The following is a 17,229-nucleotide window of genomic DNA, read 5'->3' as shown; positions in this document are numbered from 1 at the left end:
ACTCTTAAAACATCACATGCTTATGTGATATAATTCTTTCATTGTGTTGAAAATTCCAAATATTGATATTGAGGTACTTTGATGAATCAGACTTATACTAAATCACAAAAGATCCGCCTGTTATTTTATATATTGATACCTATCCTGATCACCCAAATCAGCATGTATGCCATGACTTTTTTTGATGTGATGATGTCGGGGCAATACAGCACTCAGGACGTTGCTGGCGTCTCCATCGGCAGTTCGCTATGGACACCCGTGTATACGGGGCTGAGCGGGATATTGATTGCCTTAACACCCGTGGTTTCACAGCTGGTGGGTTCCAGGCAGTCCAAATCCGTTTCCTATTCCGTGATGCAGGCCATTTATTTAGCTGTAGCTTTAGCCTTGATCATTTTAATCATTGGAGCATTTTCTCTGAACCCCGTATTGAATGCCATGGACCTTGAAGATAGTGTCCACATGGTGGCTCATGATTATTTGATCGCCCTTTCACTCGGTATCATTCCTTTATTCATTTATAATGCGTTGAGGGCTTTCATCGATGCTCTGGGGCAAACTAGGATTTCCATGATCATTACCTTATGTGCGCTCCCGGTAAACGTCCTTTTTAATTACCTGTTAATATACGGGAAGTTTGGATTCCCTGAACTTGGCGGTGTCGGTTCCGGGTATGCCACTGCCATTACCTATTGGTTAATTGCCCTGGTGGCCATACTGGTCGTGATAAAAATAAACCCATTTTCGACATATCAGGTTTTCACTGAATTTTTCCGGGTTTCCTGGAAAGAATGGAGGGCCTTATTATTGATTGGGGTACCCATCGGGCTCGCTATTTTCTTTGAAACAAGCATTTTTTCGGCTGTCACCCTTTTGATGAGTAAGTATGATACCGTTACGATTGCGTCACATCAGATTGCCATGAATTTTGCGTCACTGCTTTATATGATACCGTTAAGTATATCCATGGCATTGACGATTGTCATTGGATTTGAAATTGGGGCAGCCCGTTATAAAGATGCCAAAGAGTATAGCTGGATTGGCATTTCGATGGCCTTGACGATGTCACTCGTTTTGTCGACCATCCTCTTCCTCTTCCGTGAACCTGTGGCCTCTTTATACACTAAAGATCACGAAGTAATGATGCTGACATCACATTTTTTAATATATGCCATCTTCTTTCAGATATCGGACGCCCTGCAGGCACCTATTCAGGGCATTTTGCGTGGATATAAGGATGTAAATGTCACATTTGCCATGTCACTGGTCTCCTACTGGATTCTCGGGCTTCCAATTGGCTATTTCTTTGCAAAGTTTACGGATATGGGAGCCTTTGGGTATTGGATCGGTTTAATTTCCGGTTTGGCTCTTGGGGCTATAGGCTTGGCTGCTCGCTTACGGTACATTCAGCAAGTAAAATATAAAAAAATGGCATAAAAAAAGTGGGGCTGGATTACACCGGCCTCACTTTTTTTATACCGAATTCAAATTCTAAATCATTAGGCTTTATATATTTTCCCAAGAACATCCTTACCACCTGTTACCGGTATGATGCTCCCGGTAATGAAATCTGATTTTTCATCACAAAGGAACGTGATCACCCTCGCTATATCTTCCCCCGTACCCGGTCTGCCGACTGGAACCGTATCATCCTTTTCTGCTCTCGCGACCCTTATTTCCTTCTCTTTCCAATCCCCTATGATATCACCAGGACAAACCATATTCACGGTGATTCCATGAGTAGCTTCTTCCGCAGCCAAAGTTCTTGTCAAGGAGGTCAAGCCGCTCTTTGCAGCGGCAAAAGCAGAACGATAAATCCAACCTGGTGCAGTTTCACACCGTTCAAACCCTAAGGTAATGACTCTGCCCCAGTTTCTGCTGCGCATTTGTGGAATAAGTTCCTTCGCAAAATAGAAAAAACCATTTAAATTTCCGTCCATGATGTACTTCCATTCATCGCTTCCATAATCAGTCATCGGTTTACGATCATGCATATATGGCCCTGCGTTATGAATGAAGATATCAACATGGCCAAATGTCTCCGAAATCTTTTGCAATATATTCCGGCAATCTTCCTCACTTGACGAGTCACCTTGAATCGCAATTGCCTTAACATGGTACATTTCCTGTAATTCATCCACTAATGCTAAAGCTGCCTTTTTACTTTTTCGATAAGTAATGATAATGGACATTCCATTATCCGCGAGTGAAAATGCCATCCTTTTGCCGATACCCGTTGCTCCACCAGTAATAAAAGCTACTTTTTCATCCACAGGCTTACCCTCTTTATCAATGGATTTTACTTAATTATACATAAGTTTATTCCATTTTCTATAATTTAGTAATTATAAAAAAGAACCTCTGGGCTTTAGCTGCATAAAATATAACAAATAAACCTGTCAGACCATAAGCAGGAGAGAGGAATTCAATATGTTTCCCTGGAATTCACTTTTTTCTTTTAAGAATAACCCGAACCAAAAGGAATTCATGAAAAATATGCAGCAAAGTGATGTTCAATCGTTCATTGAAAAGGTATTTTCACAAGTGATCCCTGACAATATGCAAGGTATGATGAACCAAAATGATGGCGGCTCACAAAAAGTAAATGCCAGATCTGAACATCCTTTACATGCCGAAGTATTTGAAACCCACTTATATGTCTTCGTAAGAATTCCAATACAAGATGAATCTTGGCTAAAGAAAATGAAACTTTACCATACATCTAACCAATCCATCATCGAGGGGATTCCTGAAGAGTCAGATCGGCATGTCATAACACTCCCCGCACCTGTAAAGAAAAAAGGGGCATCAGCCCAATATAAAGAATCAACATTGGAAATACGGCTTCAAAAAAGTTTCAATACACAGTATTCAGAAATCGATGTATCGGAATTTTAAGTGGCTTCACCGGGACCTCACTTATGTTAAGGTGCGGTTCCAGTTATTTCTTGGTTCAATTTTTTTTAGATTTGGGTACATTATAGAGAACCAATCGATGTCACAATTGATTTTTTTCACATGGAATGGAATGATCCATTCTCGCAAAAAAAAAAAAGCGCACCCCAATTTAATGGGATGCACTATTCTATTAATCTATTATTTACCGATGAATTGTTGAGTCCAGTAGTTACCAGATTCTACGTAACCTACTCCAATATGAGTAAAGCTAGAATTCATGATGTTTTCACGGTGTCCTTGGCTATTCATCCAAGCTTGTACCACTTCTTCAGGTGTTTGTTGACCTTGTGCGATGTTTTCGCCAGCTGTTTTATAGCTGATTCCGAATTGTTTCATCATATCGAAAGGTGAGCCGTAAGTCGGGCTATTGTGGTCAAAGTAGTTTTTATCTTTCATGTCTTGAGACTTGATACGTGCAACTTTGCTCAACTCAGTGTCGATTTTAAGAGCTGCCAAACCTTGTTTTTCACGTTCTGCATTCGTTAATTTAACAACTTCTTGTTCAAAAGCACTTAATTCAGAGCTTGTCTCTGGTTTTTTATCAGTTGATTTTTCAGGTGTTACTTCTGGTGCTGCAGGTTTTGCTGCTGGTTTTGATTGGTTCGTTGTTCCAGCTTCTTGTTGAGCTGGTTTTTGAGCTGGTTTTTGAGCTGGTTTTTGAGCTGGTTGTTGAACTGGTTGTTGAACTGGTTTTTGTTGTGCCTGCGCTGCAGGTATAGTGATATTGTATTTAGCTAGGTATTGGTTAAGGACTTTTTGCATATCCTCTTTATTCGTAGTTTTATAAGTTACTTGTTTCACTGTATCACAGTTGGCTGCTTCAGCTTGGTTAGCTCCTACTCCTGTGAATATAATAGCTGCAGCCGCTGCTGCTGACATAATCATTTTCTTTTTCATTCGTATTTCCTCCTGTGATGTTCATTTTTTGTTGTGCTTTGCTTCTGGAATTATCATAACATGCACTTTTTGTAATAAAGGCACCATCAATTTCCATCAAATTCACAGGATGAGAATGAAAATATATTTATGATCCAAGTTTCAGTGAAAACAAGCATAAACGCTTTAACTATCTATGTTTCTGCCATCAGTATAAATACTCATATTTTTCCAGTAATTATTTGTCAATGGTAGTTACATAGAACCATTTCCATGGAATACTAATAACTTTTAGTTGACATATCGTTACTAACCGAATTATTATGACTTTCTTTACTTTTATGTTACAAATTTTTCGGTTTCACTTCAACATTTCGTCATTTTCCCCCTATCGTCTTGAACATTTTTCCAAATAAAAAAACAATCCGGATTTAAGCCCGAATTGTTTGTATTTGATGGTACATTCATCATTTCATTTCTTCATCATTCATCTCGTCCATTTCTTTTTTTCCGCCATTTTGTTCGGGAGTACTTGGTTTACCTATGACGAATTCTTTCTTTGGCATGTTGTGCATGTCCCTTGCCGTTACGTGGGCATATACATAATAGGTTCCTTCTTCATCAAAAGCCTTTTCCAGTTCATATATACCGTTCCCTTTATGTTTTACTGCTATCTTGTCATGGTCCTCGCTATTCGCAAGCCAAATTTCAAAACTGACATCATCCGCATCTGTCACGACTTCGTCCCCATATGTTACTTTTGCCTGAAATTTCACAGGCTCATTCACTTTACCCTGAATTGGATCGACAGCTAAATCGACGTTTAACATTTTTGGAATTTCCTCTTTCTTGCCGCATCCAGCCAAAAAAATTAACGCCATGCAAAATAACATGATTTTTTTCATATTTGAACGTATCCCCTTTTTATGAATTCCATTCTTCTTTTATATTCGGCAGGATGACCCTGACTGATGTTCCCCTTTTTTCCTTGCTTTCTATTTCGATTTTACCATTTTGTAATTCCACCAATTTTTTGACAATGGACAGTCCAAGCCCTGAACCGCCATCAAAACGGCTGCGTGCTTTGTTCACACGGTAAAAACGATTCATGATATACGGCAGATCCGCTTCCGGAATCCCGTTGCCCGTGTCAGTTACCAGCAGTTCGCAATCATCTTTATGCTGAATTAGGGTAATATGAATCGCCCCTCCGGAATCCGTATACTGAATGGCGTTATCAAAAATGTTATGTAAAATCTGTTCCATCCTTCCTTCATCCCCAAAAATAATCGGGTCTGGATCCAGGTCTAGCTTCAAGCCCAATTGTTTTTCCTTTATTATCGGTTCATATTTCACAAGTACGTCTTCAATGAATTGCGCATAGGCAATCGGGGTTTTATTTAACAAGAATGGAGCACTTTCCATTTTTGATAAGTCCATAAGATCTCCCACAAGCCGCTGCAGCCTAAGAGCCTCCCTTGAAATGAGTTGAAGGTATTTCCGTTGCTCTTCATCATTTTTCACGACACCATCCAATATGGCCTGCGTATATCCCTTTACGTAACTAAGGGGGGTTCTGAGCTCATGTGCAACATTTTCTAGAAATTCTTTTTTTCTTTCTTCTTCCAAATGGATGGAATTGGCCATATCATTAAAGGCTATTGCCAGTTTACCTATCTCATCATGACTCCTTACCTCGACCTGTATGTCATAATCCCCCTGTGAGACACGATGGGCCGCAGTCTCGATTTCCTTAATCGGACTGACTAGCTTTTTCAACCATTTAGTAGTAAACAAAATCGCGACAATCAAAAATAATAGAACCGCCGCCAACCATTTTGCAGCAAATTCCTTAAATAAGACCGTAATGGAATCTACAGGAATATATGTATAGATGATACCTTCGAGGCGATTTTCGTCAATCAGGGGTATGATCGCCGCTACGATGTTCTTTTCAAACCTTTTCTCATATCCTTCTTTTTCAACGGCTTTTCCATCTAAAAGCATTTGCCGTTCTTCTTCAGAAATAAGGGTATCGTAATTGATTTCAAAAGGCAGACAAGCACTCAATTCCCTGGGATTATTGACGACAAAGACTTCGCTGTCGTTCTTACTGTTAAACCATTCGACTTTTTGCTTAAAGTCTTCGCTGATTTCACCGCCGGAATAATCCGCCCCTAGCAATGATGCTTCATTGACTAAATCCGTTTTAAGCTTCTCCACATATAGATTTTTATAATAATATTGAGAAAGGGAGTAAGCGAACAGCACGGATAGGATGATTGCGGAGATAATGGTGAGCCATAATTTAAAAGAAAGGGTTCGCCATTTATCGATCATTTCTTTTCCTCTATCTTATAACCGATTCCCCAGACGGTTTGAATGTAATCGGCCGCTCTTAATTTCATTCGTAACGTTTTAATATGGGTATCCACAGTACGTAAAGATCCTCCATACTCACCGCTCCATACATTTTCAAGCAGTTGTTCACGGCTGAGTGCCTGGCTTTTATGACGCATGAGGAATAACAGCAATTCGAATTCTTTCAAGGTTAAATTGATTGGCTTCCCTTCCACTAAAACCGTTCTGGATTGTAAGTTCAAGCTAATTTTACCGAATCGGACATGGTTTTGATTCTCTTCATTCAATGATAATTTCCCTGTCCTTCGCAATACCGCTTCGACCCTTGCGACCAATTCTCCTGGATTGAACGGTTTAACGATATAATCGTCGCCGCCAAGCTTCAGCCCTTTCACCTTATCCCATTCTTCACCTTTCGCACTGACAAATATCACAGGGATCTCCCCAATTTCACGAATTTCTTCACAAACGGAGAAACCGTCCTTACCTGGCATCATGATATCCAATAGGATTAAATCCACTTCCTCTGTTTCAACCATACTTATAGCTTCTTTTCCATTCGCAGCTTGAAGGCATCGATAACCTGAGTTCAGCAAATACATTTCAACTAGATTACGCATATCTTCTTCATCATCCACGACTAAAATGGTGTAAACATGCATGTCATCTACTCCCTCAACATCAATTGGAATGGACCTTCGCCGACTTTGATCGTTTTTTTAACATCGACTGTTTCAGCATCCATTACATACACTTCATCACTATCATATCCCGCCACGACCACATCTTCATTAAAGTTCGCCATTTCAAAGGGGTTTACGCCGACCACTTTGCTTTTGACTTCCTCATATTGATCATTCAATTTATATAAGGAGCTAGTCCCATGACTAAGGACAAATATTCCTTCATCATTTTCCAGGAACTTTATCGGCATGGTCGGGGCCTTAAGCTTTTTCTTCAACTCTCCCGTTTTTGCCGAATAAATATATAGATCTTCTTCCACTTGATCCCCATCACCGTGTCCTCCGATCCATATTTCATCCTTTTCTTCCCTTAATAATGTGCCTGTGCTGGAACTATGTACGGGAAATTCGAAATCGACCTTTTTCGTTTCAAGATTTATCACTGAACATTTGGTATCACCAAAATTAATAACATACAATCGATTCGCTTGCTCTCCTTGAAGAACGGTCAAGGGGCTTTTACCAACCTTGACAATATCCTGTTCCTCCCCATCAGCATTTAAAAAATAAATGGAGTGATTCGATTGATTGACCGCCACGATGCTTTTACCATCACGTAACAACTGCATATTGACGATCCCTTTCCCAATTTCCCAACTGTTTATCAGTTTTCCTGCAGATAAAGAGTACACTTGGACTTTCTCCATCTCTTTTCCATAAAGCAGGATAGTATCTTTGTCTGCCAGGAGCAGGGCTCCGGTAAATGGTTCTGAAATATCCCATTTTGCAAAAGCATGATAGTTTTCGTCTATGAAAGTCAGTGATGTATCCTTGATATTGACAGTTGCCAGGAAAGATTGACTTTTATTGATTTTAGTAAATGCATTACCGCTATTACACCCCGTAAGCAGTACGATGGCAAGAAAAAGCCCAATGCCCCACTTCATAATTTTAAGCTCCTTATTCATTAAATATCTATTTTTTAAAGATTTTAACAATGATTTGTGAAAAAAGTATGAAGCATAAAAGAATATTTGCTAACAAGCATCCGTACACACTCAAAAAATCATAATCTTTCCAATTCAGTGATATAGGCCATTACAATCGCATTTTTCATTTCTTCCGAAAGCGAAGATTCCATCACGCGTTTAATAGAAAGGTAAAATTTCTCCAAAACTGGTTTTCGGGCGCGGGGATGGGCGTTTTCATCCAAAAGCTCTCGTCGGATGAGTTCCGGCAACACTTCCCTTCCCCCTCCATCGTTCACCTTACGATTGTTCCAAATGCTTAAATAAGCCACCAGTAATTCTTCTTGCCTGACATTTTCTTTCATAGTATCCCTTCCATCCATTACTAATTTATACATATTAATGTTCAAGTTTGTAAAGACTATCTTAATAATAAGATATCATGCTTTTTAAAATCCAAAAAAGGAGTGAGTACAATGTCTCAAGTATACCGCTGTCCGAATTGCCGGACAAATAAATCTCGCTTCAATCTCATTCAGCAAGTAGCAACACCCATTAAAAAGGATCCCCAATCCGGTGAGATTGTTGAACAATATTCGAACGACTCCCTTCTGCCATTCCATCTAGCATATAATGGTCCTGAAGTTCGGGTTCAGTGTGCTGCATGCGGATTGATAGAAGACGAAAAGACATTTGCCGCCTTTGGAATGCAACAATAAAAATGGTCAGACCCCTATGTGGGTCTGACCATTTTCTCAATCATTTCCTACTGACATCTTAGCCCGGTCTATGGCAATTGGAATGGCTTTTCCATCCTCATATCCTTCATCCAATAAAGCATTCGCGATTTCTATAGCCTTTTCCCTAACATCTTTATCTAGATTCTTCATCGAGTTTGGGTAATCGTTCTTATTCCATGGCACTAATACCGCCTCCTTAATAAGAAAGTCTTCTTTTCATGTTTCCCTTCTTTAATGGGCGGTAAACGTTTATCGGGCCGCTTTCGCTTCCAAAGCTTTTAACTGACCAATCAACATTTCCTTATCCAACTTTTCCCCTATCATGACGATATTCAATGGCATTTTCATCATTTCATTCATATACATCGGCATTCCGTAGGAGTATTGAAATAAATGCGGGTATTGTGAATGTGTGAAGGAAATATATCCTTTCATTCGATAGACCGTTTCCGGCAGAGCCCTAAGCCACTCTTCAAAGTCGGTTTGTGCCACAGCACCTTCAAATGTATGAACGATTGCAGTTAAGTGCAAATGGTCATGTACATCAAGCTTTTGATGTCCATTATGCCTTTTTCTTTGTATTTGCTGCAATGATGCCAAGGAAACGGCTGCATACTCCGTCAATAAACATACAGCATCCGTATTCAGCGCCTGTATCGTATATATTAGCTGTGCGGCCTCCATCTCACTTACCATATCCGCTTTATTCAATAAAATGAAATCGGCATGATGGATTTGCTCTGCAAGCAACTGTCGAAGCTGCGGAGACAGTTCCTCCCGATCGCGCCACCTTAATAAATCGACGACCGTGATGATCCCTTTATACTCCAGCTTTTTGGCGAAAATCGGCGACATGATGCCATCCAATACTTCAACTGGATGAGCTGCACCCGTCGTTTCAATATAAACCGCATCCAGTTCATTTTCGGTTAGTAACTCATGAAGCTGAACCTCCAGTTTATCTTGAATTGTGCAGCAAATGCACCCGTCAAACAACTCCTTCAGAGGCACTCCATCACCAATGAGTCCGCTGTCAACCGATACACTGCCGAGCTCATTTAAAAGCACTGCCACTTTTCTGCCCGCTTCACTTTCCTGTTTTAAAATATTTCGAAGAAGCGTCGTTTTCCCGCTGCCGAGAAAGCCGCCCAATATGTACACTTCGGTCGTTTTCATTCTTATCTGCTCCTAAATCCGGTTAAATTCGATTCCGTTAAATTTTATCATAATTAGCTTACTAAAGCACTTGCCGGATTCACATAAAAAAACCAGCCCGTAAGCTGGTTTCAGACTAGGCATATTCGAAGAAAAGCGAGTTCGACTGCAGTTTTTTATTTAAAAACGTCCAGTCGATTTCAGAAATCCGCTCCCTTTCCGCCGACTGTCTCCCGAGCCTCCTAGACGCAAGCGCCTGTGGATTCTCGGCTAGCCAGTTTTTCGGCAGGAGTGTCCCAAATTTCTTCAATCTTGCGAGATTTCTTTCCTATAAAATAGAAAAAACACAAAGGGATTAATCATGTTTTTTTAAAAAAATCAAGGTTAGGTGAGACCATTCCGACTTCCCTTTTTTCTACAAATAGAAACCAATCCGTAAGCTGGTTTTTCAACATTGATTCATGCTTGAACTTCGTCTTTTTCGTAAATCGGCACCCATCCCGCAGCTGTTACGAAAATCCGGACAGCAACAGTTTTCCTATCTTCCGCGAGCGTGAAATAATGTCTTGTTGATTCTGGTACACTAATAAGATCTCCTGGATTAAGCCGTACATCAAACCACTGTTTATTATTGCCTTCAATGGCAAAGATACTCGTTCCGCCTGCTATGAAACGCACTTCATCATCTTCGTGATGGTGTTCCTGCTTAAAGTTTTCAAGCATTTGATCCAAGTTCGGGTTTGCATCGGATAATGTGATGATATCATGGGCTTTATAGCCTCTTCTTTCAGAGATTTCCGCTATCTCTGATTGGAATGTTACAAGGATTTCCTCCTTGTCAGCATCTGTTAAATCGTATTTTTCCACAAGATGGGCAGGTAATTTAGCAATGTCCCATTGCTCATAAATAACCCCTTGTGTTTCTAAAAAACCTTTTACCTGTTCACCGTTTTCAATAACCTCGTTTGTTTCATGGAATCTGATCGTCGCCATCATTCATTCCTCCTCTATGAGTATTTATCTTATAGAACCTGTAAACGCCTTTTGTTGATTAAGCAACAGTTGATATTGAAATAAAAATTCGCAAGCTTCAAGTATTCTTTTTGCTTCGAATCCGCTTTTGCCCCAAACCGTAATGCCATGATTGCGTATCAGCACAGCGCCAGAGTCTCCTTCGACATGCGGCTTGAACTTATCGGATAGCAGCGGAATGTCAGCGTGATTATATATGATTGGAATCCGAAGCTCCGAATCTTCATCCCACCGACCGGTCGCTTTAATGATTTCATGATTACGAAAGGAAACTTGGCCTTCATCTCCGTACAATTCCGATATCACATTATTTTCAACTGTATGGACATGGAGTACACAGTTCGCATTGGTTTTTCGGTAAATGTCTGTATGAAGTAAAGTTTCGGCCGATGGTCTTAGGTTCGTTTCTTCAACTGGTTTTCCTTTTAAATCCACCAGTAAAAAGTCCGAATCCGATTGCTTCCTTTTATCCTTACCGCTTGCAGTAATATAAAAGAAAGGGCTTTTGGGTTCGCGGATGGACAAATTCCCGCTAGTTCCCATAAACCAATCCCTTTCGGCCAGTTCAGCTTTAATATCTGCCAACTCCTGCCATTCTTTAGAATGAGTGCTCACGCTTTAACCACCTCCTGCTGCTTTATAATGTCAATTACATCAAAAAATGTTTCGAATCCTTGATGTGGCATTCCTTCCCTATCGCATTTTTCAAGCAGTATGTCACGGGCTATGACAAAATCGGCCTGTTTTGCCGCTTCAAAATCCGTCACTGAATCTCCAATAACGAGTTTAAAATCTTCCGGACCCGTAATTTTCCTCATAATGGATGGCTTGCAGCAACCGCAATCATTATTACATTGCTCATCACAAGCATGTGGCCACTCAATATAAATCTTTTCCTTATCAAAAAATGCATGGTTGCAATAAACGGACTCTGTTGGCAAGATATCATTCAAAAGGGGTGCAATGAAAAAATCCATGCCCCCGCTTACAATATATAAAGGGATATTGGCTTGTTTCGTATACTCAACGAATTCATAAAACCCCGGACGAATGCCGGCCGTTTTTCTTACATATTGGATGATGTCATCCTTCAAGCCACTATCAAGCAGGGAAAACATATCCCCAACTCCTGAAGATATACTGATTTTTTGCTGAAGGACACCGTCTTTCAACGCTTCCCATTCCGGAGGCGCAAATTTCTTCATAATTGAAATGATATTATCTGTGTTGGTGATCGTTCCGTCAAAATCACAAAAGATGATCGGTTTCATTATTTCTTATAGGCCTCCCCACAACACAAGAGCTTTTTTTAGGGTTTCTTCCTCAGCCGCCGCTTCAGAAAGTTCCTTTCCTGCTAGAACGGCTTCCACAGCAAAACGGAATGCCTTGGCACCGCCCTCTGCTCCGTCAGGGTGCCCGTGAATTCCGCCTCCGGCATTAATCACACTATCAAGCCCGAAATCCTTGATCAGGTCCGGAACCATGCCCGGATGAATGCCTGCCGAAGGAACAGGGAAGGCTTTTTTCCATGAAAGATCATCTTTTGTCAGAGCTTCAGCAATCGCTAAGGTCTCCGTTTTTTCAAGTGCGACATTTCCATAAGGAGAAGGGAACAAGGATAAATCCGCACCTGATATTCTTACTAATTTACCAAGCAATAATGGATAGCCGATACCATAAAATGATGAAGATGCCAATGCCCCGCTATATGCGGGGTGCGCCATGATCGGCAGCTTGATACGATCATGTTCACTCAAGGCCTGTAATACATCCAAACCATATGTATGAACGTTGAACAATAAAGCATCTGCCCCTGCTTCAGCCGCTTGCTCTGCCTTATCCAATAATTCAAATGTTTTCCCTGATAGATTGACAGCATATAAAGTCCGGTGGCCAGTGGTTTCATAGACTTCATTCAATATTCTTTTTCCCGTTTTTATTCTATCGAAAAATGGAGTCAGTTCCTGGTCAAAGAGGATCTCATCATCCTTAACTAGGTCAACACCTCCCAATGCTTGTTGTCTCAGTTGCTCATTATGAAATGTTAGGTCTCTTCCCAATACGCCTTTAAAGATGCTCATCACCAAGGGCCGGTTAAATACGCCAACCTTTTCCCTTATGCCTTCAATGCCAAATTGCGGCCCGGGAAAAGCTTTTTGAATATCACCGACAAAATCCAAGTCAATAAGTTTTATTTCACCGTCCAATGAAAGTTTACCGAAGACCGTTGTAAGGATTGCGGGTAAATCATTGGAAAAATTCCTTGCCGGATAGGCAATTTTAATCAGCGAACGGTATACTTTCCGATTAAAGTAGCTGTTTGCCCTCTCCTCTTCAGATAGGGGTGTCACCGATACGACGCGTCCCTTATGTTTTTCCAGTTGTTTCTGTACCAAATGTGGCAATTCCGTCCATGTCCCCACAGTCAGACCCAAGGCAATGCTCTCTGCTTTTTTCTCATGATTTCCATTAAAGTCATGAATTAAATAAGTAGCGACTATATCGCTCATTTGATCACTCCTATAACACGTTAGTAAACTCTCGATGTCATTAATAACCTGAGATGGTCTCAAAATGGCAAAAGCCCCTTCATAAAGAAGAGGCTTTAAAAAGCCATCTTCTTATCTCCCAGCCCTCGGCTGCAAGAATTAGCACCGTGCCTTGTGGATTTCAAAAAAATCCGGCGGAAGGATTCCGCCCCATTTTACAATGGAATTACGGTCGGTTGCTGGGCTTCATCGGGCTAGTCCCTCCACCTGCTCAAAATAAGAAAACGCTGATATATAAGTTGCATCCAAGTATCGAAAGATTAAGAATTTATTTTGTATTCTGACAGGTAATTCCTACTTTGTCAATAAGTTTTAACTATTTAAAGGTGAACCTTATTGCATTAAAATAAGTTTAATGTACGTATTCGTTCCACAGCCTCTTGCAGCCGTTCTTCCGAAGTCAGTAGCCCTACCCTGACATAACCTTCGCCAAATTCACCGAACCCATTCCCTGCGGCAACAGCTACATGGGCATGCGTTAATAAATAGTCCGCAAAACTCTCGGACGTAAAACCTTCAGGTACTTTGAGCCAGGCAAAAAACGATGCCGCTGGAGCTTTGACATCCCAGCCGATGGCCCTCAATCCCTCAATGAAAACATTCCTTCGCCCCTCGTACATCTGCACTAACTGCTCTACACAGGTCTGTGAGTCAAGCAAAGCGCTTGCCGCAGCTTCTTGTATCCCCGGGAAAAGACTCACATAAAGATGGTCTTGTAATAGTTCAAGAGCTTCTATTACACTCTTATTGCCCACTGCGAAGCCGACTCTCCACCCTGCCATATTGTATGTTTTCGATAGGGTGTATATTTCAACTCCTACATCCTTCGCTCCCTCCGCCTGGAGAAAGCTTATCGGTTTTTTTCCGGCGAATCCTATCGCCCCATAGGCGAAATCATGGACCACACATATTGAATGTTCTTTTGCAAAGGAGACGGTTTCATCAAAGAAACTTTCAGTTGCAGAAGCGCCTGTGGGATTATTCGGATAATTCAAGAACATCATTTTGGCTTTATCAAGAACTTCTTTATGTATGTCATCGTATTTCGGAAGAAAATCATTTTCTTCTGTCAAGGGCATCAGTTCGGTCTTTGCCTGGGCTAAAACAACACCGGAAAGATAATCCGGATAGCCGGGATCTGGAACAAGAATCGTATCACCTGGATTCAATAAACACTGCGGAAGTTCGACAAGACCTGCCTTTCCCCCGAAGAGAATCGCCACTTCAGTATTCGGATCCAGCTTGACACCGTATTCTCGTTCATAAAAGACGGCAGCAGCATCTTTTAAATATTGATGTCCCCGGAATGGCGAATATTTATGATTAATCGTTTTTTCAGCGGCAGACTGCAAACTTTTGACGATATGTTCCGGAGTCGGCTGATCAGGGTTTCCCTGGCCTAAATTAATGACATCATGTCCTTGCTCCGTGATTGCATTGACTTTTGCTACTAGTGAAGCAAAAAACTGCTTGGGCAGGTCCTGAAGCAGCCCGGATTTTTCGAATTGCACCATTTATACACCTTCTCTGAAATTTCTTGAAATTCTAGTCACAAATGATATATGTTTATCGTAGTCTTGTAAAGCATTTTTTACATGTGGGGGTTTTAACGATGAAGTGGAAAATAGCTTGTATTCAAATGGATATAGCCTTCGGGCAACCAGATATCAATTTTCAGGTTGCAGAACGATGGATGGAAAAAGCAGCTCGGTCCGAGCCCGATATCGTCATATTACCAGAGCTTTGGACAACCGGATACGACTTGACCAGGCTGAATGAGATTGCTGATCAAGAGGCAGAAAAAACGATTGAATTTCTTAAAACACAGGCACAGAAACACCAGATTCACATCATCGGCGGTTCCATTGCAAAAAAAACAAGCAAGGGAATCTATAACACCATGATCATCATCGATAAACACGGAAAGCTCATTAAAGAATATGATAAGCTTCACTTATTTCAATTAATGGATGAACATCATTTCCTGCAGCCAGGTGAAAAAGATGGTTTATTTACTCTTGATGAAAAAATATGTGCCGGGTTCGTTTGTTATGACATTCGTTTCCCTGAATGGCAGCGGGCCCATACCGTTCAAGGCGCGGAAGTTCTATTCGTTACGGCTGAATGGCCAAAGCCGAGACTCGATCACTGGAGAGCCTTATTGATAAGCCGTGCCATCGAGAACCAAGCCTATGTTGTAGCCGTTAATCGTACAGGTTCGGATGTCAATAATATATTTGCGGGCCATTCCTTGATTATTGATCCATGGGGGAATATCATAAGTGAAGCCGGAGAAGGAAACGAACTATTGACAGGCACCTTGGACTTCAACAAAGTTACGGAAGCACGTAACAAAATACCTGTATTCGAAGATCGCCGTCCTGATTTTTATTAATTTACCCATTGACAAACTATTTAAAAAGTTGATATTATTTTCCCGAAGATTAAAATTTCAGAAAACATTTACTCTTATCAAGAGCAGGCTGAGGGATAAAGGCCCTATGAAGCCCAGCAACCGACTGTAATACCATTGTGAAATGGGGCGGATTCTCCGCCGGATTATTAAATCCACAGAGCACGGTGCTAATTCCACCAGAATTCATTTTCTGGAAGATAAGAGGTCCGAAGCCAAAACTTCTGCCTCTTTCTATATGAAAGAGGCTTTTTTATTCTTATTTTGAATCTGGAGGGGAAAAGAATGACTCAAAACCATTCAAATTTTAAGAGATTGACAAACGAAACAGCTATAACCCTTGCAAAAAAACTTGGGTTGGTCAATGCGGATGCAAGTTTGAAATGTAATGAAATCGGCGATGGAAACTTAAATTATGTTTTTCATATTACAGACACGGTCACAAACAAAGGTATAATAATCAAACAAGCGGTCCCTTATGCCAAGGTACTTGGTGAAAGCTGGCCGCTGACATTGAAAAGGGCAGCCATTGAAGCGAATGCGCTGATTCATTTCAGAAGTTATTGCCCCGAATTCGTACCGCAAGTCTACTATTCGGATGAACAGCTGGCCATCACAGTCATGGAGGATTTATCGCACTTGAAAATCGTTAGAACAGGATTGATTGATGGCGATTCATATCCATTGCTTTCACAGCATATTGGTGAGTATGTTGCGAAGACGGCATTTTATACATCCGATTATCATTTAGAACCCTCCTCGAAAAAGGAGGTGGCCCGACATTTCACGAATCCCGAACTCTGCAAAATCACTGAGGTCTTTATTTTCACGGATCCATTTTTTGAGGAACTCCCGGGAGATTTCGAGGTGGAATTGACTGATGCCGCCAAAAATATATGGAATGATCAAGAAGTGATACTTGAGGTCGCCAAGCTGAAACAAAGCTTTGAAACCGAGCAGGAAGCCTTACTTCATGGAGATTTACATACTGGAAGTATATTTGCAAGTGAAACTGAAACAAAGGTTATTGATCCTGAATTCGCTTTTTATGGGCCCGTTGGTTTTGACCTTGGTCAATACACCGCCAACCTTCTTTTTCAGGCAATTACACGAAATGACGCTGGTAAGGAAGAGATTTTCTCACACCTTCATGAATTTTGGAATGCCTTTGAAGAAACTTATACCGAATTATGGGAAGCCCAAAATAAAAGCCCATTCCGCCATGTGAAAGGGTATCTGCCTTATTTGCTGACAAAATTCAAAAAAGATGCATTCGGTTTTGCAGGCTGTGAACTGATTCGGCGAACCATTGGCCTTTCCCATGTTGCCGATTTAAACGTCATTGAAAATAAAGAAACAAGGATCGCAGCCAAAACGGCAACATTGGAAATCGGTACTTTATTAATTAAAAAACGGGAGGAATTGGATGTTCCAGCCGTCATTGAAGCGTTGAAGCAACGGACACTGCCATCTTACTCAACCATTTAAAAGGAG

Annotated in this window: 18 protein-coding genes, 1 pseudogene and 2 riboswitches; of the genes and pseudogenes, 5 read left to right on the top strand and 14 right to left on the bottom strand. The window is 40.9% G+C overall.

The genetic code is table 11. The annotated features are described in order from the left end of the window. Positions 1–81: 81 nt before the first annotated feature. Positions 82–1,437, top strand: coding sequence for an MATE family efflux transporter (locus tag ACZ9AO_RS09765; RefSeq protein ID WP_251540133.1), 1,356 nt, complete (start codon positions 82–84; stop codon positions 1,435–1,437). A 62-nt stretch (positions 1,438–1,499) separates the two neighbouring features. On the opposite strand, the gene ACZ9AO_RS09760 is transcribed toward ACZ9AO_RS09765, so the two are convergent. Next, complete coding sequence (locus ACZ9AO_RS09760; RefSeq protein ID WP_082162913.1) at positions 1,500–2,273, bottom strand: SDR family oxidoreductase; 774 nt, start codon at positions 2,271–2,273, stop codon at positions 1,500–1,502. 157 nt (positions 2,274–2,430) lie between these two features. Here ACZ9AO_RS09760 and ACZ9AO_RS09755 point away from each other — a divergent pair, with 157 nt between their 5' ends. Continuing rightward, positions 2,431–2,898 carry an Hsp20/alpha crystallin family protein gene (locus tag ACZ9AO_RS09755; protein WP_289350236.1) on the top strand — a complete coding sequence of 156 codons (468 nt, stop codon included), beginning with the start codon at positions 2,431–2,433 and terminating at the stop codon, positions 2,896–2,898. Between the two features lie 198 nt (positions 2,899–3,096). On the opposite strand, the gene ACZ9AO_RS09750 is transcribed toward ACZ9AO_RS09755, so the two are convergent. From ACZ9AO_RS09750 to ACZ9AO_RS09725, 6 genes are all read right to left on the bottom strand, one after another. Then, a complete protein-coding gene (locus ACZ9AO_RS09750; protein WP_476108959.1) occupies positions 3,097–3,855 on the bottom strand; it encodes a CAP domain-containing protein in 759 nt (252 codons plus the stop codon). A 446-nt stretch (positions 3,856–4,301) separates the two neighbouring features. Beyond that, on the bottom strand, positions 4,302–4,739 hold the full coding sequence (locus tag ACZ9AO_RS09745) for a FixH family protein (protein ID WP_251540138.1): 438 nt from the start codon (positions 4,737–4,739) through the stop codon (positions 4,302–4,304). Positions 4,740–4,758: 19 nt separating this feature from the next. Next, a complete protein-coding gene (locus tag ACZ9AO_RS09740) occupies positions 4,759–6,174 on the bottom strand; it encodes a sensor histidine kinase (RefSeq protein ID WP_251540140.1) in 1,416 nt (471 codons plus the stop codon). After that, positions 6,171–6,857, bottom strand: a complete 687-nt coding sequence (locus ACZ9AO_RS09735; protein WP_251540142.1) for a response regulator transcription factor — start codon at positions 6,855–6,857, stop codon at positions 6,171–6,173. The genes ACZ9AO_RS09740 and ACZ9AO_RS09735 overlap by 4 nt, the downstream gene beginning before the upstream one ends. Positions 6,858–6,862: 5 nt before the next feature. Further along, positions 6,863–7,825, bottom strand: coding sequence for a YncE family protein (locus ACZ9AO_RS09730; RefSeq protein ID WP_251540144.1), 963 nt, complete (start codon positions 7,823–7,825; stop codon positions 6,863–6,865). A 119-nt stretch (positions 7,826–7,944) separates the two neighbouring features. Then, complete coding sequence (locus ACZ9AO_RS09725) at positions 7,945–8,211, bottom strand: hypothetical protein (protein ID WP_063575892.1); 267 nt, start codon at positions 8,209–8,211, stop codon at positions 7,945–7,947. 111 nt (positions 8,212–8,322) lie between these two features. Here ACZ9AO_RS09725 and ACZ9AO_RS09720 point away from each other — a divergent pair, with 111 nt between their 5' ends. Further along, a complete protein-coding gene (locus ACZ9AO_RS09720; RefSeq protein WP_034307479.1) occupies positions 8,323–8,565 on the top strand; it encodes a hypothetical protein in 243 nt (80 codons plus the stop codon). A 57-nt stretch (positions 8,566–8,622) separates the two neighbouring features. Here the strand turns inward: ACZ9AO_RS09720 and ACZ9AO_RS09715 are convergent. The 7 genes and pseudogenes from ACZ9AO_RS09715 to ACZ9AO_RS09685 all read right to left on the bottom strand — a co-directional run. Continuing rightward, positions 8,623–8,769, bottom strand: a pseudogene (locus ACZ9AO_RS09715) (DUF2188 domain-containing protein); the annotation flags it as partial. Between the two features lie 66 nt (positions 8,770–8,835). After that, the gene (locus tag ACZ9AO_RS09710; RefSeq protein WP_476108958.1) at positions 8,836–9,762 is read right to left on the bottom strand and encodes a CobW family GTP-binding protein; all 927 of its coding nucleotides are present in this window, start codon (positions 9,760–9,762) and stop codon (positions 8,836–8,838) included. 438 nt (positions 9,763–10,200) lie between these two features. Then, positions 10,201–10,734 carry a cupin domain-containing protein gene (locus ACZ9AO_RS09705; protein ID WP_251540235.1) on the bottom strand — a complete coding sequence of 178 codons (534 nt, stop codon included), beginning with the start codon at positions 10,732–10,734 and terminating at the stop codon, positions 10,201–10,203. 24 nt (positions 10,735–10,758) lie between these two features. Continuing rightward, a complete protein-coding gene (locus ACZ9AO_RS09700; RefSeq protein ID WP_476108957.1) occupies positions 10,759–11,388 on the bottom strand; it encodes a methylthioribulose 1-phosphate dehydratase in 630 nt (209 codons plus the stop codon). Then, positions 11,385–12,044: a 2-hydroxy-3-keto-5-methylthiopentenyl-1-phosphate phosphatase gene (locus ACZ9AO_RS09695; protein WP_251540149.1), complete on the bottom strand. Its 660-nt coding sequence runs from the start codon at positions 12,042–12,044 to the stop codon at positions 11,385–11,387. Before ACZ9AO_RS09695 ends, ACZ9AO_RS09700 begins: the two co-directional genes overlap by 4 nt. Before the next feature lie 6 nt (positions 12,045–12,050). Then, positions 12,051–13,283 carry a 2,3-diketo-5-methylthiopentyl-1-phosphate enolase gene (gene mtnW / locus ACZ9AO_RS09690; protein ID WP_476108956.1) on the bottom strand — a complete coding sequence of 411 codons (1,233 nt, stop codon included), beginning with the start codon at positions 13,281–13,283 and terminating at the stop codon, positions 12,051–12,053. A gap of 108 nt (positions 13,284–13,391) precedes the next feature. After that, a riboswitch (SAM riboswitch) is annotated at positions 13,392–13,545 on the bottom strand. Positions 13,546–13,663: 118 nt separating this feature from the next. Further along, the gene (locus tag ACZ9AO_RS09685) at positions 13,664–14,836 is read right to left on the bottom strand and encodes a pyridoxal phosphate-dependent aminotransferase (protein WP_285856492.1); all 1,173 of its coding nucleotides are present in this window, start codon (positions 14,834–14,836) and stop codon (positions 13,664–13,666) included. Positions 14,837–14,934: 98 nt separating this feature from the next. Between ACZ9AO_RS09685 and ACZ9AO_RS09680 the strand changes: the two genes are divergently transcribed. Together ACZ9AO_RS09680 and mtnK are read left to right on the top strand one after the other, a co-directional pair. Next, complete coding sequence (locus ACZ9AO_RS09680) at positions 14,935–15,717, top strand: carbon-nitrogen family hydrolase (RefSeq protein WP_251540153.1); 783 nt, start codon at positions 14,935–14,937, stop codon at positions 15,715–15,717. Between the two features lie 71 nt (positions 15,718–15,788). After that, a riboswitch (SAM riboswitch) is annotated at positions 15,789–15,942 on the top strand. Between the two features lie 78 nt (positions 15,943–16,020). Further along, complete coding sequence (mtnK, locus tag ACZ9AO_RS09675; RefSeq protein WP_476108955.1) at positions 16,021–17,223, top strand: S-methyl-5-thioribose kinase; 1,203 nt, start codon at positions 16,021–16,023, stop codon at positions 17,221–17,223. Positions 17,224–17,229: the final 6 nt, after the last annotated feature.

Source organism: Peribacillus sp. TE19612, from assembly GCF_056279465.1.
Note: the sequence above shows the minus strand (reverse complement) of the source record. Positions and strands in the feature narration are given on the sequence as shown.

Excerpts from the sequence above, each read along its gene's own strand:
- ACZ9AO_RS09765 (WP_251540133.1), top strand. The coding sequence starts at position 82 with ATGAATCAGACTTATACTAAATCACAAAAGATCCGCCTGTTATTTTAT.
- ACZ9AO_RS09755 (WP_289350236.1), top strand. The coding sequence starts at position 2,431 with ATGTTTCCCTGGAATTCACTTTTTTCTTTTAAGAATAACCCGAACCAA.
- ACZ9AO_RS09750 (WP_476108959.1), bottom strand. The coding sequence starts at position 3,855 with ATGAAAAAGAAAATGATTATGTCAGCAGCAGCGGCTGCAGCTATTATA.
- ACZ9AO_RS09745 (WP_251540138.1), bottom strand. The coding sequence starts at position 4,739 with ATGAAAAAAATCATGTTATTTTGCATGGCGTTAATTTTTTTGGCTGGA.
- ACZ9AO_RS09740 (WP_251540140.1), bottom strand. The coding sequence starts at position 6,174 with ATGATCGATAAATGGCGAACCCTTTCTTTTAAATTATGGCTCACCATT.
- ACZ9AO_RS09735 (WP_251540142.1), bottom strand. The coding sequence starts at position 6,857 with ATGCATGTTTACACCATTTTAGTCGTGGATGATGAAGAAGATATGCGT.
- ACZ9AO_RS09730 (WP_251540144.1), bottom strand. The coding sequence starts at position 7,825 with ATGAAGTGGGGCATTGGGCTTTTTCTTGCCATCGTACTGCTTACGGGG.
- ACZ9AO_RS09725 (WP_063575892.1), bottom strand. The coding sequence starts at position 8,211 with ATGAAAGAAAATGTCAGGCAAGAAGAATTACTGGTGGCTTATTTAAGC.
- ACZ9AO_RS09720 (WP_034307479.1), top strand. The coding sequence starts at position 8,323 with ATGTCTCAAGTATACCGCTGTCCGAATTGCCGGACAAATAAATCTCGC.
- ACZ9AO_RS09710 (WP_476108958.1), bottom strand. The coding sequence starts at position 9,762 with ATGAAAACGACCGAAGTGTACATATTGGGCGGCTTTCTCGGCAGCGGG.
- ACZ9AO_RS09705 (WP_251540235.1), bottom strand. The coding sequence starts at position 10,734 with ATGGCGACGATCAGATTCCATGAAACAAACGAGGTTATTGAAAACGGT.
- ACZ9AO_RS09695 (WP_251540149.1), bottom strand. The coding sequence starts at position 12,044 with ATGAAACCGATCATCTTTTGTGATTTTGACGGAACGATCACCAACACA.
- mtnW (WP_476108956.1), bottom strand. The coding sequence starts at position 13,283 with ATGAGCGATATAGTCGCTACTTATTTAATTCATGACTTTAATGGAAAT.
- ACZ9AO_RS09685 (WP_285856492.1), bottom strand. The coding sequence starts at position 14,836 with ATGGTGCAATTCGAAAAATCCGGGCTGCTTCAGGACCTGCCCAAGCAG.
- ACZ9AO_RS09680 (WP_251540153.1), top strand. The coding sequence starts at position 14,935 with ATGAAGTGGAAAATAGCTTGTATTCAAATGGATATAGCCTTCGGGCAA.
- mtnK (WP_476108955.1), top strand. The coding sequence starts at position 16,021 with ATGACTCAAAACCATTCAAATTTTAAGAGATTGACAAACGAAACAGCT.